The sequence below is a fragment of the Streptomyces sp. TOM-9 genome (assembly GCF_056858595.1).
In genome coordinates, this window is the sequence record NZ_JBXEQB010000001.1 from 2,717,501 (window position 1) to 2,740,254 (window position 22,754).

Here is a 22,754-nt window from a genome sequence, read left to right on the forward strand (position 1 = left end):
GCCCGCCAGCTGGAGCCGGCGGATGGTGAGGATCTGCACCAGGTTGCCGAGGTGGAGGCTGGGGGCGGTGGGGTCGAAGCCGCAATAGACCGTGACCGGGCCGTCCGCGAACGCCTTGCGCAGTGCGTCCTCGTCGGTGGAAACGGCGATCAGCCCTCGCCACCGCAGCTCGTCGACGATGTCCGTCACGGTTCTCGTGTCTCCTCGGTGTCGGTCGGTGCCTCGTACCTGTGCGTACGGAGTCTTTCCGAGACTACGCGTTCCGCTCGACTCCTTTTGCGCCCCCTGGGGCGCGGCGGCGGGGTGAGTGGGCGCGGTAGGGGCTGACGGTGGGGTCGCCGTCGATCCAGAAGCGCCAGGGGTGGGCGGCGCCGTCGCCGCCGACGCCGGTGCGCGGTCCGGTGCGGACCGCGGCGGGGTCGGGCGGGGTGCCGGTCAGGACGCGGAAGGGCGAGGCGGCGGGGTCGTCGGGGCAGACGTCGGCGCCGTTGAGGGCGCGGTCGATGTCGAGGGCGGTGGCGAGGCGGGCGGGGCCCCGGGCGAGGTCGTGGGGGCGCCGTGAGGTGACCCGGCGCCCGCGGGCGAGGTCGGCGCCCTCGATGACGTCGCCGCCGCGGAGCAGGATCCCGCTGGGGTTGCCCTCGGGGCCGCAGACGATGTTCATGCAGTGCCACATGCCGTAGGTGAAGTAGACGTACGCGTGGCCGGGCGGGCCGAACATGACCGCGTTGCGGTCGGTGCGCCCGCGGTAGGCGTGGGAGCCCGGGTCGAGGGGGCCGGCGTAGGCCTCGACCTCGGTCAGCCGGAGTGCCACGGGGCCGTCGTCCGTCCTGCGTACGAGGGTCCGCCCCAGGAGGTCGGGGGCCACCTCCAGCACCGGGCGGTCGAAGAAGGACCTGGGGAGCGGGGTGCTTTCAGGAGGGGGGATCATGCGGTACGAGAGTAATGGAACCGTTCGGGGTGGGGCCGCGTTCGTAATGACCGAGGCAACCGCCAGTAAAGGGAGAGGGACATCGTGGGCTTCAAGAAGCTGCTTGCGAGCTTGGGCGCCGGTGGCGCGTCGGTCGAGACGGTGCTCAACGAGCCGAACGTCGTCCCGGGCGGGGTCGTCCAGGGCGAGGTGCGGATCCAGGGCGGCTCGGTGCCGCAGCGGATCGAGGGACTGTCGGTGGGCCTGCAGGCCCGCGTCGAGGTCGAGGGCCAGGACGCGGAGTACAAGCAGGACGTCGAGTTCCACCGGCAGCAGCTGGGCGGGGCGTTCGAGGTGCAGCCGGGTGCGGTGCACGTGGTGCCGTTCGGGCTGGAGATCCCGTGGGAGACCCCGATCACGACCTTCCTGGGGCGTCACCTGACCGGGATGAACGTCGGGGTGACGACGGAGCTGGCGATCGCCCGTGCGGTGGACTCCGGTGACCTCGACCCGATCAACGTGCACCCGGTGCCGGCGCAGCAGGCGATCCTCGACGCGTTCGGCCAGCTGGGCTTCGGCTTCAAGAACGCGGACCTGGAGCGCGGCCACATCCGCGGTACGCGGCAGCGGCTGCCGTTCTACCAGGAGATCGAGTTCTTCGCGCCGCAGCAGTACCGCGGGCTGAACCAGGTGGAGCTGAGCTTCGTCGCCGACGGCCACGAGATGGACGTCATCCTGGAGATGGACAAGAAGCCGGGCCTGTTCAGCGAGGGCAGCGACGCGTTCCGCTCCTTCACCGTGGACCTGAACAACTTCCACGCGACCGACTGGGCGGGTTACCTCAACCAGTGGCTGGCCGAGGTCGGCGGGAAGCGCAACTGGTTCTAGGATCGGCGGGCGGAAGCGCGTTTCGCGATCAGCAGGAGGTACCGAGGTGACCGAGCAGAAGCGGCGGCCGCTCCCCCACGATTTCCATCCCCAGGTGCCGTCGTTCACGGTGGTGAGCGACGACATCGAGCCGGGCGGCACGCTGAAGGACTCCCAGGTCTACGCCGAGGGCAACGTCTCGCCGCACCTGCGGTGGGAGGGGTTCCCCGAGGGGACCGGGAGCTTCGCCGTCACGTGCTACGACCCCGACGCGCCCACGGGCAGCGGTTTCTGGCACTGGGTGCTCTTCGACATCCCGGTGTCGGTGACGGAGCTGCCCGCGGGTGCCGGCAGTGACGGCTTCAAGGGGCTGCCCGAGGGTGCGGTGCACGTGCGCAACGACTACGGGAGCAAGGACTTCGGCGGCGCCGCGCCGCCGCCCGGGGACGGACCGCACCGTTACGTGTTCACCGTGTACGCGGTGGACCAGGAGAAGCTGGGGCCCGACGGGGACGTGTCGCCCGCCGTCGTCGGCTTCAACCTGCGGTTCCACGCGATCGCGCGGGCCAACCTGATCGGCGAGTACGAGAACCCGCAGTAGTCGTGGCGCTCCCGGCCGAGGGCCGGGGGTCCCAAATTCCGTTGCGCCCCGGCGCTCCCGCATCGCACTGTGGTGTCTGCCTGGTGACCTGACCGTCACCGGGGGTCGGCACCGCAGTGGCGGGGGCGGCGGGGCGTTGCGCTGTGCGGCTCTCGCCGCGCGACCTGCCTGCCGTCCGCCGGAGCCCGGTCATGCGCCCGGGCGTCCACGCCGATCGCCGCGCTCCGGGCGCCCCGGACCCCACGGGGGCGGGCGCCCGGAGTGGCCGGCGGCCGGGGCCACCGTTTCGTTCCCCGTTTCCTCCTGTTCGCTTTCACGTGCGGAAATTGCGTTGTCCGCGCGGGTATGGCCCGGTCACAGTGGAGCCACCTCGCCGCGGGGCGGGGATGGACCCGAGGGGTGGGCGACGTGCGTGAGACGCTGGTGCTGAACGCGAGCTTCGAGCCGCTGTCGACCGTGTCGCTGCGGCGTGCGGTGGTGCTGGTCATGCAGGACAAGGCCGTGGTCGAGCAGGCTCATCCCGGGCTGCGGATCCGCGCGGCGGCGGTGGAGGTACCCGTGCCGCAGGTGATCAGGCTCTGCAGGTACGTGAGGGTGCCCTTCCGACAACGGGCCGCGTGGTCGCGGCGGGGTGTGCTGGTCAGGGACCGGCACCGGTGCGCGTACTGCGGACGGAGGGCGACGACCGTGGACCACGTGCAGCCGCGTTCGCGCGGTGGTGGGGACACCTGGCTGAACACCGTTGCGTCGTGCGCGGAGGACAACCACCGCAAGGCGGACCGTACGCCGGAGCAGGCGGGGATGCGGCTGCTGACCCAGCCGTTCGAGCCGACCCCGGCGGACGCGCTGCTGCTGGCCCTGGGTCTGAAGGACCGTGAGGACGCCCCCGGCTGGCTCGCGCTGCCGGCCTGAGTCCTGTGCCCCGAGGCGGTCGCCCGGCTACTTCAGCAGGAGCTGGGCGATCGCCACGAGGCCCACGACGACGATGACGCCGCGCAGGGCGACGGGCGGCATGCGGCGGCCGATGCGGGCGCCGAGGACGCCGCCGAGCGCCGCCCCGACGGCGATGAGCGCGACGGCGGTCCAGTCGAAGTCGGCGACGAAGAGGAAGAACGCCGCGGCGACGCCGTTGACGATCAGCGCGAGGACGTTCTTCACGGCGTTGATCCGCTGCCAGGACTCCTCGAGGAGGACGCCCATCAGGGAGAGGTAGATGACTCCCTGGGCGGCGCCGAAGTAGCCGCCGTACATACTGGCGAGGAGGAGGCCGCCGAGGAGGAGCGGGCCGCCGTGCTCGGGGGCGTGCGTGCCGTTGCCGGCCCGGCGGGCCTGGAGCACGCGGGAGAGCCTGGGCTGGACGACGACGAGGACGAGGGCCACCGCGATCAGGATCGGCACGATGGTGTCGAAGGCCTGGGAGGGCAGCGCCAGCAGCAGGACGGCCCCGGTGAGTCCGCCGACGAGGGCGGCGGCGCCGAGCCGCAGCAGGCGGTCGCGCTGTCCGGCGAGTTCGCGCCGGTAGCCGATGGCGCCGCTGAGAGAACCGGGGACGAGGCCGAGGGTGTTGGACACGTTGGCGGTGACGGGCGGCAGGCCGACGGCGAGCAGGACGGGGAAGGTGATGAGCGTGCCGGAGCCGACGACGGTGTTGATGGTGCCGGCTCCGATCCCGGCCGCGAACACGGCCAGGGCTTCCCAGTAGGTCATAGGCGTCTCCATGGTCGGTGCGGCTCCCCTCCCCCCGACGGGACCGGGGGGAGCCGGAGCGCACGGATCATGTCATACGCGTTCGCGGCGGCCGCCGCACTGCTCAGTCCTTGTCGAGCCGGGGGGTCTCGCGACGGGTGCCGCCCTCGCCGTTGCCGGGGGCGCCGGGGAGGTTGACGATGCCGCCGAGGCCCTTGAGCGCGTCGTTGAGTTCGCTGGGGATGATCCAGAGCTTGTTGGACTCGCCCTCGGCGATCTTGGGGAGCATCTGCAGGTACTGGTAGGCGAGCAGCTTCTGGTCGGGGTCGCCCTCGTGGATGGACTCGAAGACCGTGCGGATGGCCTGGGCCTCGCCCTCGGCCTTGAGGGCGGCGGCCTTGGCCTCGCCCTCTGCGCGCAGGATCGCGGACTGCTTCTCGCCCTCGGCGGTGAGGATCTGGGACTGCCGGATGCCCTCGGCGGTGAGGATGGCGGCGCGCTTGTCGCGGTCGGCGCGCATCTGCTTCTCCATCGAGTCCTGGATGGAGGTGGGCGGCTCGATGGCCTTGAGTTCGACGCGGTTGACGCGGATGCCCCACTTGCCGGTGGCCTCGTCGAGGACGCCGCGCAGGGCCGCGTTGATCTCCTCGCGGGAGGTCAGGGTCCGTTCCAGGTCCATGCCGCCGATGATGTTGCGGAGCGTGGTGACGGTGAGCTGCTCGATCGCCTGGATGTAGCTGGCGACCTCGTAGGTGGCCGCCCGCGCGTCGGTGACCTGGTAGTAGATGACCGTGTCGATGTTGACGACCAGGTTGTCCTGGGTGATCACCGGCTGCGGCGGGAACGGCACGACCTGCTCGCGCAGGTCGATGCGGTTGCGGATGGTGTCGATGAACGGCACCACGATGTTGAGGCCCGCGCTCAGGGTCCTGGTGTAGCGACCGAAGCGTTCGACGATCGCCGCGCTGGCCTGCGGGATGACCTGGACCGTCTTGATGAGCGCGATGAAGACGAGCACCACCAGGATGATCAGGACGATGATGATCGGCTGCACGTCCACTCCCACGCCGATTGCCTGTGGCTACCTGTACGAAGACATGATCAAGTCTGACAGACCCCGCGGGGAGGCGGGCCGGGTTCGGCGAATTCCCGTGCCGTCTCGGGGTGCGGGGGCGGGCAGGATCACATCACGACGGCCGTCGCGCCCTCGATCTCGACGACGTCCACGCTCTCGCCTGGCTCGAAGGCCCGTCCCGTCTCGAGGGAACGGGCCGACCAGACCTCTCCGTTGAGCTTGATCCGGCCGCCGTGCCCGTCGACCCGTTCCAGGACGACGGCCTGACGGCCCTTGAGCGCGTCGATGCCGCTGCGCAGCTCCGGGCGTTGCGAGCGGCTCCGGTTGGCCAGCGGGCGTACGACGGCGATGCCCGCGACCGAGACGATGACGAAGATCAGTACCTGCGGAGTGATGCCCAGGCCGAGGCCTGCCGCGATCGCGGCGGCGACGGCTCCGACCGCGAACATCCCGAACTCGGGCATCGCGGTCACCACGAGCGGAATACCCAGCCCCACGGCGGCGATCAGCCACCACAACCAGTCGTCCACAGGCCCATCGTAGGGGTCCGCAGTGGATCTGTGACAGGGTGCGACGGCTCTCCCCGAGGCTTTCGGCGCGGGGCTTCGTGCGCGGGGGGCCTCAGGGGGTCACTTCAGGGGCAGCCCGTTGGCGGTCCAGCGGTCGCCGCGGCGCTCGACGACGAGCGGGAGGCCGAAGCACAGGGAGAGGTTGCGGGAGCTGAGTTCGGTCTCCATGGGGCCGGCGGCGACGACCTTGCCCTGACGGATCATCAGGACGTGGGTGAAGCCCGGGGCGATCTCCTCGACGTGGTGGGTGACCATGACCATGGAGGGCGCGATCGGGTCGCGGGCGAGCCGGCCGAGGCGGCGGACGAGGTCCTCGCGGCCGCCGAGGTCGAGGCCGGCGGCGGGCTCGTCGAGCAGCAGGAGCTCGGGGTCGGTCATCATGGCGCGCGCGATGAGGGTGCGCTTGCGCTCGCCCTCGGAGAGGGTGCCGAACTTGCGGTCGAGGTAGTCGCTCATGCCGAGCCGGTCCAGGAAGGCGCGGGCGCGGTCCTCGTCGACCTGCTCGTAGCTCTCCTGCCAGTGCGCGGTCATGCCGTACGCGGCGGTGAGCACGGTCTCCAGGACGGTCTGCTTGCGCGGCAGCTTCTCGGCCAGGGCGACGCCCGCGATGCCGATGCGGGGGCGCAGTTCGAAGACGTCGACGCCGCCCATCTTCTCGCCGAGGATCTGGACGGTGCCGGAGGTCGGGAAGAGGTAGCTGGAGGCGATGTTCAGCAGGGTCGTCTTGCCGGCGCCGTTGGGACCGAGGATGACCCAGCGCTCGCCCTCGGCGACCGACCAGGAGACCTGGTCCACCAGAGCCCGGCCGTCTCGGACCACGGATACGTCCACCAGCTCCAGAACATCGCTCATGAGCGTGTTGTCTCCCACTTCCCGATCGCATGTCTGCCGTTGCGAGCACCTGTAGGCGCCGCCCCCAGGAAATCTACGCCACGCCCGGGCCGCCCCAGTCCTTAGGCTGGGGGGATGCTCGACGAACCTCGCTCAGGACGGCTGGCGGCTTGGGGAAATGCCCTGATTGCCGGACTTGCCGCGCCGGATGACGCCGCTCAGGAAGTGATCGCCGACGATTCGGTCCACCGGATCTCGGGCCTCCCCGGGGAGGCCGGCCCGGTGGGGCTGACGCTGGGGCTGGGGCGGCTGCGCGCGCTCGGCGTGTCCGGGCTGCGGATAGCGCTCCCGGTGCCCGGGCACCCGCTCGGGCTCAGCGGGCCGCCGGAGTTCAACGCGCGGGCGCTGGCGGCGGGCGAAGCGGTCATCACCGTCGGCGGACCGGCCATCGGCCTGGTGCCGGAGGTCACGGAGGCCGGCCCGCAGGGCGACGTGCACGTGTCGGTCGAGTGGCAGTGCCTGGAGGTGCGGGACGCTCCGCCGGCGGACGTGCCCTCGCTGGGCGAGGCGGAACGGGAGCTCGCGGAGGCGCTGCGGGACGCCACGGAGGCGCTGGCGCGGCTGGACGTGGCCGGCGCGGGCCCGGCGGCCCAGGCGGCTCTGGAGGCGTACCGGGCGCGGGCGGCGCGCGGCCGCGAGGTGCTCGCGCCGGGGTATCCGCCGCGGGCGGTGCGGGTGCTGGAACTGGCCCAGCGGGTCGGCGCGCTGGTCGGGATCGCGACCGGGGCCCGGTCCGGGCACGGGGCGGCCGTCAGCGCCTCGGAGATCGCCGCCCGGGCGGAGCTGCTGCGGCCGGTGGAGCGTACGGCACGGCGGGCGCAGGTGGCGGCGTACAACGCGTACGTCGAGGAGGCCGAGCGGCGCCGGGGCTGAGGCCGGCCGGGAACGGGCGAAGGCCCCGCGGACGACGCTGTCCGCGGGGCCTTCAGGGCACGTCAGTGGTTGAAGCAGACGTTGCCGATCGCGGGGTTCAGGATGCCGACCGCGTCGATGGTGTTGCCGCAGAGGTTGATCGGGATGTTCACCGGAACCTGGATCACGTTGCCGGAGAGCACACCGGGCGAGCCGGCGGCCACGGCACCCGCGTGGGATTCGGCGAGCGCGGTACCGGCCGAACCGGCGGCGGCCGCACCGGCGGCGGCGATGATCAGGGCGGCCTTCTTGGCGCTGTTCATGAAACTGTTCCTCCTGTGATGGCACGGCCCGGTTCGAGGAGCCGCACTGTGAGGAACGCGGAGCCCGGGGCGTTGACACGGGGAGCGCACCGGAAACCTCCGTACGGCGGAATCTGCGTGTCGCACCGGCGTGTGCCGCGCGCGCCGTGCGCGCGGACGCCGTGAGCCGCAGGAACGGACCGGCCCCGGGGCGGCGGAACGCTCCGGGGCCGGTGGTCACGGCCGTGCCGTGGGGGTGACGTCCTGGGTCAGCGATTGACGCAGACGTTCCCGATGGCCGGGTTGAGCAGACCGATGACGCTGATGGTGTTGCCGCAGACGTTCACCGGAACGTGCACCGGCACCTGGATCACGTTGCCGGAGACCACGCCGGGGCTGTTCTTCGCGCCACCGTGGGCCTGGGCGCCACCGCTGTGGGCGGAGGCGGCACCCGCGCCGACCATGGCGAGGCTCCCGGCGACCATGGCGACGGCGGCGGCCTTGTGCAGGTTCTTCACGTTCTTGACCCTCCTTGCATGGGTACCGCGGCAGGCGCCGCAGCACGCCATGGAGAACGGCCCACGCCCGGCCAGGTTGCGCCATCCGGGGGACATACACCCGACGGTATGAATCTCACTCCGGATGGCGACGATCCGCTTGTCCTACCGCTACGTGCCCCGGCTTCCGTGGCGTCGGACGCCCCTGAGGTGCGCCGGATCAGCCGCCGATCCCGTGCCGCACCGCCCACAGGGCGGCCTGGGTGCGGTCGGAGAGGTCCAGCTTCATCAGGATGTTCGACACGTGGGTCTTGACGGTCTTCTCCGACAGCACCAGGGCGCGGGCGATCTCCCGGTTGGAGCGACCCTCCGCGATCAGCGACAGCACCTCGCGCTCCCGGTCGGTAAGGGTGCCACCGCGGCCCTGACCGGGACCGGAGTCCTCCTGGGAGAGCAGGGCGTCGGCGACCTCCGACTGCAGCAGCACGTGGCCGGCGTGGACCGAGCGGATGGCGCCGGCCAGCGCGTCCGGGTCCACGTCCTTGTAGACGTAACCGGCCGCGCCCGCGCGCAGCGCCGGGACGACGGTGCGCTGCTCGGTGAAGCTGGTGACGACCAGGACGCGGGCCTTGCTGCCGCTGTCGCGCAGCAGGCGCAGGGCCTCGATGCCGTCGACGCCCGGCATCCGGACGTCCATCAGGATCACGTCGGGCGCGAGTTCCCCGGCGCGCTGCACGCCCTCCTCGCCGTCCCCGGCCTCGCCCACCACCTCGATGTCGGGCTGCACCTCCAGGAAGGTCCGCAGGCCGCGCCGGACCACCTGGTGGTCGTCGACCAGCAGGACGCGAATGGGGCCGTCAGCCACCGGGCACCTCCATCTCGATCACGGTGCCCCTGCCGGGCGCCGAGTCCACCGTCAGTCCGCCGCCCACCCCGTCGGCCCGGTCCCGCATGGAGACCAGTCCCAGGTGGCGGCCGGCCCGGCGCACCGCGGACGGGTCGAAGCCCCGCCCGTCGTCGCGCACCGTGAGCACCGCTCCCCTGCCCCGGCCCTCCAGGCGCACCGTCACCGAGGCGGCCTCCGCGTGGCGCAGCGCGTTGTGCAGGGCCTCCTGGGCGACCCGCAGCAGCGCTTCCTCCTGGGCGGCGGGCAGGGCGCGGACCTGGCGGTGGCTGAAGGAGATCCGCGACGAGTGCGCCCGGTCCAGGACGTCGACCTGGGTGCGCAGGGTGGCCAGCAGGCCGTCCTCGTCCAGGGCGGCGGGGCGCAGCTCCACCACGACCGCGCGCAGTTCGTCGGCGGCCTCGGCGGCGAGCGTGGCGACCTGCCGCAACTCCTGGCGGGCGCGCTCCGGGTCGCGGGCCACCAGGGCGGCTGCGGCCTGGGCGGTCAGCCGCAGCGAGAACAGCTTCTGCGAGACGGCGTCGTGCAGTTCGTGGGCGATGCGGGCCCGTTCACCGGCGAGCGTCAGCTCGCGGCTGCGCTCGTACAGGCGGGCGTTGGTGAGGGCGATCGCGGCGTGCGCGGCCAGGGTGCGCAGCAGCTCCTCGTCCTCCTCGGTGAAGCCGCGGCCGTCCTCCGGCGGGCGGGTGGCGCAGCGCTTGTTGGCGAGGAAGAGGGCGCCCAGGATCTCGTCGCCGTCGACCACCGGCATGCCGAGGAAGTCGGACATGTCGGGGTGGGCGGACGGCCAGCCGCCGAAGCGGGGGTCGCCCTTCACGTCCCGCAGGCGCTGCGGGGTGGCCTCGTGGAGCATCGCGGCGAGGATGCCGTGCTGCCGGGGCAGCGGGCCGATCGCCTTCCACTGCTCGTCGCTGACGCCGTCCACGACGAACTGGGCGAAGCCGCCGTGGTCGTCCGGCACGCCCAGCGCCGCGTACTCGGCGTCGAGCAGTTCGCGGGCGGACGACACGATGGTCTGCAGGACCTCGCGCACTTCCAGGTGCCGGCTCATCGCGAGGACGGCCGCGCTCACCGCCTCGATGCCGCGTCGGGACGATCGGCTGGACATGACCTCACCGTACCGGCGGGTCGCGGCCGGCGGGATCGGCCTGGTGACCGAGCGCCCCCGGTCCGTGGACCTAGGGCGAAGTTCCCTGCCCCGGTGCTGCGGGCGGCCGAGGTGGCCGGGACGGGGCCGTTCCTACGGTGGGGGGCGGCCGCCGGGCGACGGACCGGGCGGCCGGTGGGAGGACACGTCATGCCGGTGGCAATCATCACGGGGGCGTCGCGGGGACTGGGACGGGCCCTGGCCGGAGCGCTCGCGGAGCGGGGCTGGGACCTGGTGATCGACGCGCGGTCGGACGAGGCGCTGAAGCGGACGGAGGGGGAGCTGGCGGGCCGGACGCGGGTGGCCGCGCTGCCGGGCGACGTCACCGACCCCCGGCACCGGGTGGAACTGGTCTCGGCGGCCTGGGATTTCGGCGGGCTCGACCTGCTGGTGAACAACGCGAGCGCACTGGGCGCCGAGCCGCTGCGGCCGTTGTCCGAGCAGCCGCTGGAGGGGTTGCGGGCGGCGCTGGAGACCAATGTGGTGGCCGCGCTGGGCCTGGTGCAGGAGGGGCTGCCGCTGCTGCGCCGGCGGCGCGGGGCGGTGCTCAACATCAGCTCGGACGCCGCGGTCGAGGCGTACCCCACGTGGGGAGGGTACGGCGCGAGCAAGGCGGCGCTCGAGCAGCTGTCGGCGGTGCTGGCGGTGGAGGAGCCGGAGCTGAGGGTGTGGTGGCTGGACCCGGGCGACATGAGGACCGCGCTGTACGCGGCGGCGGTGCCCGACGATCCGGACGCGGACGGGCGCCCGGCCCCCGAGTCCGTGGTGCCGGCCATGCTCGGGCTGCTCGACACGGGCGCGGCCGGTGGCCGTTACGTGGCCCCGGCGCTGCTGGAGGCCGGGCGATGACCTCGCTGGGCGCGCTGAGGGTGCCGGAGGCACTGGCGGCCCGGGTCCCGGTGGAGCAGCGTGCCGACGGGGCGTCGGGCCGCGACGGGGTGCGGATGCTGGTGGGCGGGCAGGCCCGGGGCGAGGTCGCGCACCACGCTTTCGGTGATCTGCCGGGGCTGCTGCGGGCCGGGGACGTGCTGGTGGTGAACACCTCGCGGACCCTGCCGGCGGCGGTGGACGCGGCGCTCGGCGAGTCCCCGGTGGTGGTGCACTTCTCGGGGCTGCTGGACGACGGGCGCTGGGTGGTGGAGCTGCGGACGCCCGACGGACGGGGCACGACCCGGCCGCGGACGGGCGGCCCGGCGGGGGTGGCGGTGGCGCTGCCCGAGGGTGAGCGGCTGATGCTGCAGGAGCCGCTGAGCCCCTGCGGGGAGCGGCTGTGGGTGGCGCGGGCGTCGGTGGCGGACGCGATGGCGTTCCTGCACCGGCGGGGGCGGCCGATCCGGTACGCGTACACCCGGCGCGACCAGCCGCTGGCGGCGTACCAGACGGTCTTCTCGGTGCCGTCGGCCGACGGCCTCGGCTCGGCGGAGATGCCGAGCGCGGCGCGCCCCTTCACGGCCGGGCTGGTCACGGCGCTGGTGAGCCGGGGCGTGCAGATCGCTCCGGTGGTGCTGCACACCGGGGTGTCCTCGGGCGAGGCGCACGAGCCGCCCTACCCGGAGCGCTTCTCGGTGCCGGAGAGCACCGCCTGGCTGGTGAACGCCGCCCGGGCGGGTGGCGGCCGGGTGGTGGCGGTGGGCACCACGGCGGTGCGCGCCCTGGAGACGGCGGCCGACGAGCGGGGGCGGGTCGCGGCGGCGGGCGGCTGGACGGACCTGGTGGTCACGCCGGAGCGGGGCGTACGGGCGGTGGACGGCCTCCTCACCGGGCTGCACGACCCCGCGGCGTCGCATCTGCTGATGCTGGAGGCGGTGGCCGGGCGCGAGCTGCTGGAACGGGTCTACGGCGCTGCGGTGGGGGCCGGTTACCTCTGGCACGAGTTCGGGGACGTGAACCTGCTGCTGCCCTGACGGCCCCGCCCGGGGGCACCCGCGGTCGCCGCGCGGTCGCGGTGCGCGACGGGCCTGTGAGGCGGCACATAGGGCGTACGTCACGTACGAGGACGCCTAGTAGGCGGCGCGGCGGCCGGATCGGCCGGAAGTGCGGCGTGTGCCGTACCCGGCCGGTCCGGCCACTACGACTTCGGGTAGTAATGGATGGGTTTGGTCGGGGAATTTCCCGGGGCTAAGAATGCTCGGGTCGCTCCGCGCCGCGTTCGACACGCGGCGCCTCTCCTTGCCCGAGGGCGGAGTGGGGCGCAGCCGAATGGAAGAGGTCACTCCCCCATGCAGCTCCCGACGATCCCGAAGTTCGACCGCCTGACCAAGACCCACAAGTTCTCCGCCGCCGGCCTCGCCGCGGCCGGTGTGGGTGTCCTGGCCATCACCGGTGTGACCGGGACCAGCGGGACCGCGCAGGCCTCCGGCAAGGCACCGGAGGCGGTCACCGGACAGGCACGGTCCGCCGCCGCCAAGCAGCACGCGTCGCACGTCGCGCACGTGGCGCACCGCAAGGCGCTCGCCAGGCAGCACGCCGCCCACGTCGCGCACCAGGCCGCGGAGCGCAAGCGCCACGCCGAGCAGCGCGCCCGCCAGGCCGCGCAGGAGGCGCACCGGGCCCACGCGCGCCGGCAGGAGCAGCTGGCCGCCAACCGCAGCCACGAGCGCAGGGCCCTCGTCCCGCAGCAGCGGCACGAGACCTCGCGTCCGGCACCGCGCGCGGCCGCCCCGGCGGCCCCGTCCGGCAGCCCGCAGCAGATGGCGCAGCAGATCATCGGCGACGCGGCCCAGTTCCAGTGCTTCGCCAACATCGTGATGCACGAGAGCACCTGGAACCCGTACGCGGTCAACCCCTCCTCCGGCGCGTACGGCCTGGTCCAGGCGCTGCCGGGCTCCAAGATGGCCTCCGCGGGCGCGGACTGGCGCACCAACCCTGCCACGCAGATCAAGTGGGGCCTTGACTACATGAACGGGCGTTACGGCAGCCCCTGCGGCGCCTGGTCGTTCTGGCAGGCCAACCACTGGTACTGAGCCGCCGGGCGCGGACCGTACGGACATGCGGAAGGCGGCGGTTCCCCTCCCTGGGGAGCCGCCGCCTTCCGCATCCGTACGCGGGGGCCGCTACTTGCGCATGACCTCCGGCTCGTGGCGGCGCAGCAGCCTCAGGACGAGGATGCCGCAGACGAGGGCGATGCCGAGCAGGATCGCCATGTCGAAGCCCCACTGGCTCGCCGAGTGCTCCCACAGCGGGTCCAGGTTGTCGGGCTTGGCCTGGTCCCACGGCGGCATGAGCCGGCCGAGGTCGAGGGTGGCGCCGGCGGCGCCGACGGCCCAGCGGGAGGGCATCAGCCAGGCGACCTGCTCCAGGCCTACGGTGCCGAAGATCTGGAACAGGACGCCGGTGAAGACGACCTGGACGATCGCGAACATCACCAGCAGGGGCATGGTCTTCTCGGCGGTCTTCACCAGCGAGGAGATCACCAGGCCGAACATCATCGAGGTGAAGCCCAGGGCGATGACCACCAGGGTGATCTCCGCGGCCGGGAAGCCCTTGACGATCAGGCCCTCCTCGGGGAGCTTGCGCACCGACAGCCCGATGGCGCAGATGATGACGCCCTGCAGGGCGCTGATCAGACCGAGCACGAAGACCTTGGAGACCAGGTACGCGGAGCGGGACAGGCCGGTGGCGCGTTCCCGTTCGTAGATCACCCGTTCCTTGATCAGCTCGCGCACCGAGTTGGCCGCGCCCGAGAAGCAGGCGCCGACGGCGATGATCAGCATGATGGTGCCCGCGTCGGCGTTGAACTTCCCCGCCTCGTCGGGTGGGGCGAGGCCGAACTTCGCCGGGATGACCACGCTCACCAGGCCGAGGACGGCCGGGAGGATCACCATCAGCGCCATGAAGCCCTTGTCGGAGGCGATCACCGACAGGTAGCGGCGGACGAGGGTGACGAACTGCGCCGGCCAGCTCTGCGGCTTGGGCGGCTTGGCCCGCTGCGGGGCGGCGCCTACGGACTGCGGGGCGACCGCGTCCAGGTCCGCGGCGTAGATCTGGTAGTGCTGAGAGCCGCGCCAGCGACCGGACCAGTCGTAGTCGCGGTAGTTCTCGAAGGCGGAGAAGACGTCGGCCCAGGTTTCGTAGCCGAAGAAGTTCAGCGCCTCCTCGGGCGGGCCGAAGTAGGCCACCGCGCCGCCCGGCGCCATCACCAGCAGCTTGTCGCACAGGGCGAGTTCCGCCACCGAGTGGGTCACGACGAGCACGGTGCGGCCGTCGTCGGCGAGGCCGCGCAGCAGCTTCATGACGTCGCGGTCCATGCCCGGGTCGAGACCGGAGGTGGGCTCGTCCAGGAAGATCAGCGAGGGCTTGGTGAGCAGTTCCAGGGCGACGGAGACGCGCTTGCGCTGGCCGCCGGAGAGCGAGGTGACGCGCTTGTCGGCGTGCACGTCGAGCTTCAGCTCGCGCAGCACCTCGTCGATGCGGGCCTCGCGCTCGGCGGCCTTGGTGTCGCCGGGGAAACGGAGCTTGGCCGCGTAGCGCAGGGCCCTGCGGATCGTCAGCTCCTTGTGCAGGATGTCGTCCTGCGGGACGAGGCCGATGCGCTGCCGCAGCTCGGCGAACTGCTTGTAGAGGTTGCGGCTGTCGTACAGCACCTCGCCCTCTTCGGCCGGGCGGTAGCCGGTCAGGGCGCGCAGCAGCGTCGACTTGCCGGAGCCGGACGGGCCGATGACGGCGACCAGCGACTTCTCGGGGACGCCGAAGGAGACGTCGTTGAGGATGGTCTTGGTCGTGCTGCCCTGCGGCACGCGGACGGTGAGCCGGCGGGCGGAGAAGGAGATCTCGCCGGTGTCGACGAACTCCTCGAGCTGGTCGCCGACGAGCCGGAAGGTGGAGTGGCCGACGCCCACGATGTCGTTGGGGCCCAGGAGATGACGCTGTATCGGCTGGCCGTTGACGTACGTGCCGTTGTGGCTGCCGAGGTCGACGATCTCGTAGCGGCCGTCGGGGTGCGCGCGGAACTCCGCGTGGAAGCGCGAGACCTGCAGGTCGGAGACGACCAGGTCGTTCTCCAGGGCACGGCCGATCTTCATGACGCGGCCGAGCACCAGGTGGTGGAAGGTGGTCGGGCTGCGGTCGCCGTAGACGGGCGGCGCGCCGGAGGCGCCCGACGGCCCGTGCGGGGACGGGATGTGCGCCTGCGGTTTGCGCTGGTCCGGCCGTGCGCCCTGCGAGGGCTGCGGCACGTGCGCGGCGGACGACCCGTTCCCCCAGCCGCCCTGCCGCGGCGGGGCGACGGAGTGGGGCGTCCCCTGCGCGGCGGGGCCGGACTGGCGGGCCTGCTGCTGCGGGTTGGCCAGTGCGGTGTCGGCGCTGTAGATGTCACCGCCGGCCGCGGCGCCGCCGCTGAAGCTCAGGCGCGGGCCGTCGGTGGCGTTGCCGAGGTTGACGGCGGCCCCGGCGGCGACGTCGTAGGCGTGGACGCGCTGGCCCTGGACGTAGGTGCCGTTGGTGCTGCCGAGGTCCTCGATGACCCAACCGCGTTCGCCCCGGCGGATGGTGGCGTGCCGCCAGGAGACCCGCGCGTCGTCGAGGACGACGTCCGACTGCGGATCCCGGCCGAGGCTGTAGGACCTGGCCGGATCGAGCGCCCAGGTCTGTCCGTTCAGTTCGAGTACGAGTTCAGGCACCCCAAGCCCCACAAAGTTGTCCCCCGGGTTATCCCCCATGGGGGGAGTCTAGGGATTGCGAACATCGGGAGGAACCATTCCAGGCACGCCCACCCGTCGGGAAGCCGTGCGAGGGGAGTGATGTGAACCCTCTTCCGAGAAGCCGTTGACGGCGCCGAAACACCACCGGAGAGTGGTAACCGCCCATGAACCGTGCGGATCATGACGGATCAGGGCACCATGCAGCGCAGGCGGTTCGGACGCGAGACCTCGGGGGCGGGCATGACCGCGTACACCTCCACACCTTCCAACGCGCCTGCGCACCCGGGGCGCCCGGTCCCCTGGGGCGGTGTGCTGCTCTCCGCGGTCGCCGCGGTCAGCTGGGCGTACCTGGGGATGGTGGGGGCCGCCGCGCTGGGGCTGCACCTGCTCGGTGCGGACACCGCGGGCTCGCTGGGGCCGATGACGGCGGCCGTGGTCGCGATGGCGGTGGGCGGCAAGGTCGTCCCCTCCGGTGACGTCGCGGTGTTCGGGCTGGGAGGTGCGGGCGGCGAGGGCCGGCTCGACCTCATGCCGCTGGGCGTCGGCCTGGTGGGGGCCCTGCTGCTGACCTGGGTGTTCCTGCGGTCGCTGCGCGGGGCGGGACTGACCGTCCCCGGGGGTGAACTCGCCGCGCGGGCCGGGGCGGTGGCGGTGCTCTTCGTGACGCTGCTCGGCGCACTCGCCTGGGCCGGGGAGGACACCATCGCCCTCGACGGCGCCGCGCTGGGCGGGGAGAAGGGCGGCGGCCTGACGGACCAGATCCCGGGCATCGGTGACATCGGCGGGGGGCTCGGGGACGGGCTGCAGGACCTGATCGACGCCAAGGCCTCGGTGAGCTTCCACGTCGCCACCGGCCGCACCCTGCTGGGCGGCCTGCTGTGGGTGCTGGTCGTGCTGCTGCTGGCCCTGCTCACCTCGCGCCGTACGCCGCTGCCGCCCGCCCTCGAAGGGCTGCACCGGGTCGTGCGGCCCGCCGCGTCGGCGCTGCGCTGGGTGCTGCTGCTGGCCGTCGTCGCGGGCTGTTCCGCCGCCGGGTACGCGGCGGTGACAGGTGACGAGCCCGGCCGGATCGCCGGGGCCGCCCTGCTGGGGGCGCCCAACGGGGTGTGGCTTGCGGTGCCGCTCGGGCTGTTCGTGTCCTGGCGGGGCACGGCCACCGGGGAGCTGGCGAAGGTGCTCCCGGATCCGCTGGACCGGCTGCTGTCGACCAGCGTGGCGGAGCCGGTGACGCCCGCCCGGCTGGCCGAGTACGACCAGCGGGTGTGGCTGCTGACCGTCGCCGCGGCGCTGATGATGCTGGCGGCGGGGGCGCTGGCGGCGGCCCGCACCCCGCTGTGGGGGGCGACGCGGGCCGGGTACGCGGGGCGCTGCGCGGTGCGGCTCGGCCTGGTCACGGCGGTCGCGTTCCCCCTGCTGGTGTGGGTGACGGGGGTCTCGGTGAACGCGGGCGTCTCGGTCTTCGGGTTCGACGCCGTGGGCGCCGGCGTCGACCTGCACGGCAGCCTTCCCCTGGCGTTCCTGCTGGGCGCCGCCTGGGGGGCGGTGGCGGGCGGCGCGGGGGCGCTGCTGGCCCTGCTGACGGGCACCGCCGGGCGCCGGGTGTCTCCGTACGCGCTGCGCCGGGCCGCGGAGGCGGCGGCCGGGGAGAGCAGCTCCCGCACGTACCCGGGCATCGCCTACCAGCCCGGTCCGTACATCCCGAGCACCGGTCACGGCCGGCCGGACGCCGGGCCCAACCCCTACCGGCAGCCCCCGCAGGGCCAGGCACCGCATTCCACGCGGACCGTCACCGGGGCGCCGCTGCCCCCGCCGCCCGGGCCGCCCAAGCCTCCCCCGGGGCCGCCGCCCGGCCCGTCGCGCGAGGGCCCGCCGCCGCCCGGCGCGCCCGGGGGCCGCCGCTGACCACGGACGGTGTCCGCCAGGCGGAACACATGTCCGTCCGGGGCGCGGTGCCCGATACGGTGGAGGCACCATGAACGACGCATCGCAGGCGACCGCTGCCACCGCCGCCAATGTGCCGACGCTGCTGGTCAAGATCTTCGGGAAGGACCGGCCGGGGATCACCGCCGGGCTCTTCGAGACGCTGGCCCGCTTCCAGGTGAACGTCATCGACATCGAGCAGGTCGTCACCCGTGGGCGCATCGTGCTCTGCGCCCTGGTGCCCGCCCCCGCGGGCCGTTCGGTGGAGGGCGAGCTGCGCGCCACGGTGCACGCGTGGGCGGAGTCGATGCGCCTGCAGGCCGAGATCATCTCCGGCATCGGTGACAACCGGCCGCGCGGCGAGGGCCGCTCCCATGTGACGGTGCTCGGGCACCCGCTGACCGCGGAGTCCACGGCGGCCATAGCGGCCAGGATCACCGGCACCGGCGGCAACATCGACCGGATCTTCCGGCTCGCGAAGTACCCGGTGACGGCCGTGGAGTTCGCCGTGTCCGGTGTCGCCACCGCCACCCTGCGTCCCGCGCTGGCCCTGGAGGCCCACGAGCGCGGGGTGGACGTGGCCGTGGTCTCGGCCGGGCTGCAGCGCCGGGCGCAGCGCCTGGTGGTCATGGACGTGGACTCCACCGTCATCCAGGACGAGGTGATCGAGCTCTTCGCGGCGCACGCGGGCTGCGAGGACCAGGTCGCCGAGGTCACGGCCGCGGCGATGCGCGGCGAACTGGACTTCGAGCAGTCCCTGCACGCGCGGGTCGCCCTGCTCAAGGGGCTGGACGAGTCCGTGGTGGACAAGGTCCGCCAGGAGGTGCGCCTGACGGCCGGGGCCCGCACGCTGATCCGCACGCTCAAGCGGATGGGTTACCAGGTGGGCGTGGTCTCCGGGGGCTTCACGCAGGTCACCGACGACCTCAAGGAGCGGCTGGGACTGGACTTCGCCGCCGCCAACACCCTGGAGATCGTGGACGGCAAACTCACCGGCCGGGTGACCGGCGAGATCGTCGACCGGGCGGGCAAGGCCCGGTTGCTGCGGCGCTTCGCGGCGGAGGCCGGGGTGCCGCTCAGCCAGACCGTCGCCATCGGCGACGGCGCCAACGACCTGGACATGCTCAACGCGGCGGGCCTGGGGGTCGCCTTCAACGCCAAGCCTGTGGTGCGGCGGGCCGCGGACGCCGCGGTCAACGTGCCGTTCCTGGACACCGTGCTCTACCTGCTGGGCATCACGCGCGAGGAGGTCGAGGCGGCCGACGCCGGGGACGGCGCGGCCGCCGGGGCCTGACCGGCGCGGACCCAAGGGCAGGGAAAGGGCTCCGGAGCAGGTGCTCCGGAGCCCTTTCCGTACGGTCCCTGCGTCCCTGCGTCCCTGCGTCCCTGCGGCTCGGCCGGCTGCGGCTCAGTCGTGCGGCGACCAGAAGTCGACGAGGCGGCCGACGCCGTGCTCGACCGTCTTCCACGGACCGGAGAAGGTGATCACCGCGATGGCCGCCGTCGGGAATCCGGTGCGGTTCATCCGCGCGCGGGCGTCCCCGTCGCTCTCCCCAGCGAGGGCGTCGGCCAGTGCGTGGATGGTCGGGTTGTGGCCCACCAGCAGCAGGTCGTCGACGTCCTCCGGGGTCTCGTTGAGCAGGGCGATCAGGTCACCGAGGGTGGCGTCGTAGAGGCGCTCCTCGTAGACGGTGCGCGGGCGGTGCGGGAGTTCGTGGGCGGCCAGCTTCCACGTCTCGCGGGTGCGCGCGGCCGAGGAGCAGAGGGTCAGTTCGAACGGGATCCCCAGTTCGGCGAGCCTGCGGCCGGCGACGGGGGCCTCCTTGCGTCCCCGTTCCGCCAGCGGTCGCTCGTGGTCGGGGACGTCGGGCCAGTCGGCTTTGGCATGCCGGAGCAGGACGATCCGGCGGGGCGATGCAGCTGCGCTCATGACCCTCAGCTTTCCAGAAATCCGGCCGCCGGGCGCGGGCTGCGGGACGGATCACGGTTCGCCGCGGGAGGGTCACAGCAGGTGTTGCAGGAGCCCCGGGAGCCCTTCGCCGACCGCGTGCAGGAGCTGTCCGACGGGCTCCGCGGCCGAGGCCTCCGCGGCGCCGGGGCCCGCGACCAGGGCGAGCAGCGCCACGAAGGCGAGTGCGGGCAGGGCGAGCGCCCACCACGGCAGGCGCGTCTGCGTGCCGCCCCCGACCGCCGGGCGGGCGGCGCGGGTTCGCGGGGGACGCGAGGGAACAGCCTGCAGGGACACGGGACGCCTCCGTGGGTCAGCCGGGGTGCCGGAGCGGTGTCCGACCTTGCACCACGACGCTACGGAAGGACGGCCGCCGGGCCCATCGGGTGGCCCACCCACTCGACCCTGACCCTGGCCCCCTAGGGGAGGTGGGGTTGTCCCTACCCCGGGTCTCGGGGTCGCAGGTCAGCCGAACTTGGCGCCGATGATCGCGATCACCGCGACGAGGGCGGGCACGGCCATCATGAGGCCGAAGATGATCAGGAGCTTCTTCTGCGGCTGCGGGGGGTTGGGCTCGAGCACGGGCATGCGGCCCAGTCTCGCACCCGGTCGCGGCGCCTGCGCACGCGGGTGGTCAGAGCTCGTCCTCCACGGAGCGGTCGCGGCCGGCGACCACGCCCGCGGCGATCTGCGGCACCAGCAGGGCCAGCATGAAGGCCACGGGCAGGTCCCAGCCGCCGGTGTGCTGGTAGAGGGCCCCGACGAGGATCGGACCGGGGATGGAGAGCAGGTAGCCCGTGCACTGCGCGAAGGCCGACAGCCGCACCACCCCGCCGCCGGTGCGCGAGCGCATCCCGATCATGGTGAGGGCGAGCGGGAACGAGCAGTTGGAGATGCCCAGCAGCAGGGCCCACACCCAGGGCGCGGCGGCCGGGGCCGCCCACAGGCCGCCGTAGCCGACGATCCCGAACAGGCCGAGGCCGACGGCGAGTCCGCCCTGGTGCCGCATGCGGCCGGCGAGCGCGGGCAGCACGAAGGAGAGCGGTACGCCCATCACCATGGTGACGGCGAGCAGCACGCCGGCGGTGGAGGCGGAGACCCCGGCGTCACGGAAGATCTGCGGCAGCCACCCCATGGTGATGTACGCGCCCGTGGCCTGGAGCCCGAAGTAGACGGCGAGTGCCCAGGCGGTGCGGCTGCGGGCGATGCTGCCGGAGGGCGCCCGCTCCGCGGGCGGAGCTGCGGGGGTGGCGGCGGGGGCCGTGGGGGCGTGGTCCCGGTCCCGGACGAGGGCGAGCCAGGGCAGCACGGCGACGGCGGCGATCACGCCCCAGGCGGCGAGGCCGAGCCGCCAGTCGCCACCGAAGGCGCGGGTCGCCGGGACGGTCGCCGCGGCGGCGAGGGCGGTGCCCAGGGACAGGGCCATCGAGTAGAGCCCCGTCATGGTGCCCACCCGGTCCGGGAACCAGCGCTTGACGACGACGGGCATCAGGACGTTGCCGACGGCTATGCCGCCGAGCGCGAGGGCGCTGGCGGCGAGGAAGAGCGCCGTTCCGCCGGCGAACGGACGCAGGAAGAGCCCGAGGGTGATCGCGACCAGCCCGGCGCAGACCACGGCGCCGGGGCCGCGGCGGCGGGCCAGCCGGGGCGCGGTCACCCCGAACACGGCGAAGCACAGCGCGGGGACGGAGGTGAGCAGGCCCGCGACGGTGCCGCTCATGCCGAGGCCGTCGCGGACCTCCTCCAGGAGGGCGCCGAGGCTGGTGATGGCGGGCCGCAGATTGAGGGCGGCGAGCACCAGCGCGACCGCCACCAGGATCCGGGTGCGCCGTACGCCTTGCGCGGCGGGGGGAAGGTGTGCGGGCATGGTGGCCCGTTCCGTGGCAGGGTCGAGCGTCGCTTCGTCGTCACGCATGCCGACCATCATAGAATGATGGGATGAATGTTGAGGAGACCCCATGCCCCTGACCTCACCCCGGCGCTCCGCCCTGGCCGACCAGGTGATCGCGCAGCTGCGCGCCCAGATCACCTCCGGTGAGTGGCCGGTGGGGTCGCGGATCCCCACCGAGACCCAGCTGGTCGAGCAGCTCGGGGTGGCCCGCAACACCGTCCGCGAGGCGGTGCGGGCACTCGCGCACAACGGACTGCTCGACATCCGGCAGGGCTCCGGCACCTACGTGCTGGCCACCAGCGAGCTCGCCGGGGTGATGCACCGCCGCTTCGCCGACGCCGACCCGCGGCACGTGGCCGAGCTGCGCAGCGCCCTGGAGGCGTCCGCGGCCGCGCTCGCCGCGCAGCGGCGGACGGACCGCGACCTGAAGCAGCTGGACGCGGCCCTGGCCCGGCGCGAACGGGCCTGGGAGTCGGGCCGCACCGAGGCCTTCGTCGACGCCGACGCGGCGCTGCACCTGTCCGTCGTGGCGGCCTCGCACAACGACGTCGTCGCCGAGCTCTACGCCGACCTCGGCGAGGTGCTGCGCGCCTTCCTGCGCGCGGACGTCGGCGAGGAGCTGCGCGCCGAGCAGTACGTGGACCACGCCCGCCTGGTCGAGGCGATCCGGGCCGGAGATCAGGAGGCGGCCTCCGCCGAGGCCTCTGCACACGCCTTCAGCTGCCGCTTCAGTCCAGCGTCCCGGTGACCCAGACCTCCTGGATCTCCTGCCAGCAGCGGTCGCTGAGCGTGACGGTCTGCGCGGGTCCTACCGGGACGGGGGCTCCGTCGACGTCCGGGTCCCACCACTGGAGGCACTCGATGTGCAGCTGCACGCGGTCCAGGTCGGGGTCGGGGTTGAAGCAGACGGCGACGCCCTCGCTGCCCTGCACCGAGGTCCGGCACTGCGCGACGTCCGGCATCCGTGCCGCGGCGGTGGTCGCGGCGCATACGTAGGGACGCACGATCGACGCCCTCCCTCCGCTCGCCCCCGGCCCCCGCACAGCCATCCTCCC

General features: G+C 73.2%; 26 protein-coding genes (1 of these 26 cut by a window edge). 10 read left to right on the forward strand and 16 right to left on the reverse strand.

All coding sequences use genetic code 11. The features are described 5' to 3' along the window. On the reverse strand, window positions 1-189 hold the 5' end (the start) of the coding sequence (gene tyrS / locus AC1VWI_RS12730; RefSeq protein ID WP_499511097.1) for a tyrosine--tRNA ligase. It extends 1,080 nt beyond the left edge of the window; 189 of the gene's 1,269 nt are visible here — the first part of the coding sequence; its start codon is at window positions 187-189; its stop codon lies off the left edge, out of view. Between the two features lie 64 nt (window positions 190-253). Then, the gene (locus AC1VWI_RS12735) at window positions 254-931 is read right to left on the reverse strand and encodes a DNA-3-methyladenine glycosylase (RefSeq protein WP_499511098.1); all 678 of its coding nucleotides are present in this window, start codon (window positions 929-931) and stop codon (window positions 254-256) included. Window positions 932-1,015: 84 nt separating this feature from the next. Between AC1VWI_RS12735 and AC1VWI_RS12740 the strand changes: the two genes are divergently transcribed. The 3 genes from AC1VWI_RS12740 (at window position 1,016) to AC1VWI_RS12750 (ending at window position 3,290) form a co-directional block, all read left to right on the forward strand. Then, window positions 1,016-1,798, forward strand: coding sequence for a sporulation protein (locus AC1VWI_RS12740; RefSeq protein WP_499511099.1), 783 nt, complete (start codon window positions 1,016-1,018; stop codon window positions 1,796-1,798). A gap of 46 nt (window positions 1,799-1,844) precedes the next feature. Further along, window positions 1,845-2,378 carry a YbhB/YbcL family Raf kinase inhibitor-like protein gene (locus AC1VWI_RS12745; protein WP_499511100.1) on the forward strand — a complete coding sequence of 178 codons (534 nt, stop codon included), beginning with the start codon at window positions 1,845-1,847 and terminating at the stop codon, window positions 2,376-2,378. Between the two features lie 408 nt (window positions 2,379-2,786). Next, window positions 2,787-3,290, forward strand: coding sequence for an HNH endonuclease (locus tag AC1VWI_RS12750; RefSeq protein ID WP_499511101.1), 504 nt, complete (start codon window positions 2,787-2,789; stop codon window positions 3,288-3,290). 27 nt (window positions 3,291-3,317) lie between these two features. Here AC1VWI_RS12750 and AC1VWI_RS12755 read toward each other — a convergent pair whose 3' ends face one another. The 4 genes from AC1VWI_RS12755 to AC1VWI_RS12770 all read right to left on the reverse strand — a co-directional run bounded on the left by AC1VWI_RS12755 (window position 3,318) and on the right by AC1VWI_RS12770 (window position 6,560). After that, window positions 3,318-4,085, reverse strand: a complete 768-nt coding sequence (locus AC1VWI_RS12755; RefSeq protein ID WP_499511102.1) for a sulfite exporter TauE/SafE family protein — start codon at window positions 4,083-4,085, stop codon at window positions 3,318-3,320. Between the two features lie 103 nt (window positions 4,086-4,188). Next, window positions 4,189-5,118 carry an SPFH domain-containing protein gene (locus tag AC1VWI_RS12760; protein ID WP_499511103.1) on the reverse strand — a complete coding sequence of 310 codons (930 nt, stop codon included), beginning with the start codon at window positions 5,116-5,118 and terminating at the stop codon, window positions 4,189-4,191. A gap of 128 nt (window positions 5,119-5,246) precedes the next feature. Further along, entirely contained in the window at window positions 5,247-5,657 is a 411-nt protein-coding gene (locus AC1VWI_RS12765; RefSeq protein WP_499516787.1) for an NfeD family protein, read from the reverse strand. A gap of 111 nt (window positions 5,658-5,768) precedes the next feature. Then, on the reverse strand, window positions 5,769-6,560 hold the full coding sequence (locus tag AC1VWI_RS12770; RefSeq protein WP_499511104.1) for an ABC transporter ATP-binding protein: 792 nt from the start codon (window positions 6,558-6,560) through the stop codon (window positions 5,769-5,771). Between the two features lie 114 nt (window positions 6,561-6,674). Between AC1VWI_RS12770 and AC1VWI_RS12775 the strand changes: the two genes are divergently transcribed. After that, window positions 6,675-7,472, forward strand: coding sequence for an Rv1486c family protein (locus AC1VWI_RS12775; protein WP_499511105.1), 798 nt, complete (start codon window positions 6,675-6,677; stop codon window positions 7,470-7,472). A gap of 62 nt (window positions 7,473-7,534) precedes the next feature. Here the strand turns inward: AC1VWI_RS12775 and AC1VWI_RS12780 are convergent, their stop codons facing one another. From AC1VWI_RS12780 to AC1VWI_RS12795, 4 genes are all read right to left on the reverse strand, one after another. Continuing rightward, entirely contained in the window at window positions 7,535-7,774 is a 240-nt protein-coding gene (locus tag AC1VWI_RS12780; protein WP_499511106.1) for a chaplin, read from the reverse strand. Between the two features lie 248 nt (window positions 7,775-8,022). Next, window positions 8,023-8,271, reverse strand: a complete 249-nt coding sequence (locus AC1VWI_RS12785) for a chaplin (protein WP_018560570.1) — start codon at window positions 8,269-8,271, stop codon at window positions 8,023-8,025. A gap of 199 nt (window positions 8,272-8,470) precedes the next feature. Beyond that, window positions 8,471-9,115: a response regulator gene (locus tag AC1VWI_RS12790; protein WP_499511107.1), complete on the reverse strand. Its 645-nt coding sequence runs from the start codon at window positions 9,113-9,115 to the stop codon at window positions 8,471-8,473. After that, window positions 9,108-10,262, reverse strand: coding sequence for a GAF domain-containing sensor histidine kinase (locus AC1VWI_RS12795; protein ID WP_499511108.1), 1,155 nt, complete (start codon window positions 10,260-10,262; stop codon window positions 9,108-9,110). The genes AC1VWI_RS12790 and AC1VWI_RS12795 overlap by 8 nt, the downstream gene beginning before the upstream one ends. Window positions 10,263-10,451: 189 nt before the next feature. Here AC1VWI_RS12795 and AC1VWI_RS12800 point away from each other — a divergent pair, with 189 nt between their 5' ends. The 3 genes from AC1VWI_RS12800 (at window position 10,452) to AC1VWI_RS12810 (ending at window position 13,264) form a co-directional block, all read left to right on the forward strand. Continuing rightward, window positions 10,452-11,150, forward strand: a complete 699-nt coding sequence (locus AC1VWI_RS12800) for an SDR family oxidoreductase (protein ID WP_499511109.1) — start codon at window positions 10,452-10,454, stop codon at window positions 11,148-11,150. Continuing rightward, window positions 11,147-12,205, forward strand: a complete 1,059-nt coding sequence (locus AC1VWI_RS12805) for an S-adenosylmethionine:tRNA ribosyltransferase-isomerase (RefSeq protein ID WP_499511110.1) — start codon at window positions 11,147-11,149, stop codon at window positions 12,203-12,205. Before AC1VWI_RS12800 ends, AC1VWI_RS12805 begins: the two co-directional genes overlap by 4 nt. Window positions 12,206-12,520: 315 nt before the next feature. Beyond that, entirely contained in the window at window positions 12,521-13,264 is a 744-nt protein-coding gene (locus AC1VWI_RS12810; protein WP_499511111.1) for an aggregation-promoting factor C-terminal-like domain-containing protein, read from the forward strand. A 90-nt stretch (window positions 13,265-13,354) separates the two neighbouring features. Here the strand turns inward: AC1VWI_RS12810 and AC1VWI_RS12815 are convergent, their stop codons facing one another. Continuing rightward, a complete protein-coding gene (locus AC1VWI_RS12815; protein ID WP_499511112.1) occupies window positions 13,355-15,919 on the reverse strand; it encodes an FHA domain-containing protein in 2,565 nt (854 codons plus the stop codon). Window positions 15,920-16,180: 261 nt separating this feature from the next. Here AC1VWI_RS12815 and AC1VWI_RS12820 point away from each other — a divergent pair, with 261 nt between their 5' ends. Both AC1VWI_RS12820 and serB read left to right on the forward strand, forming a co-directional pair. Further along, entirely contained in the window at window positions 16,181-17,842 is a 1,662-nt protein-coding gene (locus AC1VWI_RS12820; RefSeq protein WP_499516788.1) for a streptophobe family protein, read from the forward strand. A gap of 70 nt (window positions 17,843-17,912) precedes the next feature. Then, the gene (gene serB, locus AC1VWI_RS12825) at window positions 17,913-19,154 is read left to right on the forward strand and encodes a phosphoserine phosphatase SerB (protein ID WP_499511113.1); all 1,242 of its coding nucleotides are present in this window, start codon (window positions 17,913-17,915) and stop codon (window positions 19,152-19,154) included. A gap of 114 nt (window positions 19,155-19,268) precedes the next feature. On the opposite strand, the gene AC1VWI_RS12830 is transcribed toward serB, so the two are convergent. The 4 genes from AC1VWI_RS12830 to AC1VWI_RS12845 all read right to left on the reverse strand — a co-directional run bounded on the left by AC1VWI_RS12830 (window position 19,269) and on the right by AC1VWI_RS12845 (window position 21,723). Beyond that, complete coding sequence (locus AC1VWI_RS12830; RefSeq protein ID WP_499511114.1) at window positions 19,269-19,790, reverse strand: SixA phosphatase family protein; 522 nt, start codon at window positions 19,788-19,790, stop codon at window positions 19,269-19,271. Window positions 19,791-19,862: 72 nt separating this feature from the next. Further along, on the reverse strand, window positions 19,863-20,105 hold the full coding sequence (locus tag AC1VWI_RS12835; RefSeq protein ID WP_499511115.1) for a hypothetical protein: 243 nt from the start codon (window positions 20,103-20,105) through the stop codon (window positions 19,863-19,865). 168 nt (window positions 20,106-20,273) lie between these two features. After that, the gene (locus AC1VWI_RS12840) at window positions 20,274-20,396 is read right to left on the reverse strand and encodes an SGM_5486 family transporter-associated protein (RefSeq protein ID WP_499511116.1); all 123 of its coding nucleotides are present in this window, start codon (window positions 20,394-20,396) and stop codon (window positions 20,274-20,276) included. Between the two features lie 46 nt (window positions 20,397-20,442). Next, complete coding sequence (locus tag AC1VWI_RS12845; RefSeq protein ID WP_499511117.1) at window positions 20,443-21,723, reverse strand: CynX/NimT family MFS transporter; 1,281 nt, start codon at window positions 21,721-21,723, stop codon at window positions 20,443-20,445. A gap of 43 nt (window positions 21,724-21,766) precedes the next feature. Here AC1VWI_RS12845 and AC1VWI_RS12850 point away from each other — a divergent pair, with 43 nt between their 5' ends. Next, on the forward strand, window positions 21,767-22,447 hold the full coding sequence (locus AC1VWI_RS12850; RefSeq protein WP_499511118.1) for a FadR/GntR family transcriptional regulator: 681 nt from the start codon (window positions 21,767-21,769) through the stop codon (window positions 22,445-22,447). Here the strand turns inward: AC1VWI_RS12850 and AC1VWI_RS12855 are convergent. After that, a complete protein-coding gene (locus AC1VWI_RS12855) occupies window positions 22,428-22,703 on the reverse strand; it encodes a hypothetical protein (protein ID WP_499511119.1) in 276 nt (91 codons plus the stop codon). The two genes, AC1VWI_RS12850 and AC1VWI_RS12855, sit on opposite strands and share 20 nt — an antisense overlap. Window positions 22,704-22,754 lie beyond the last annotated feature (51 nt).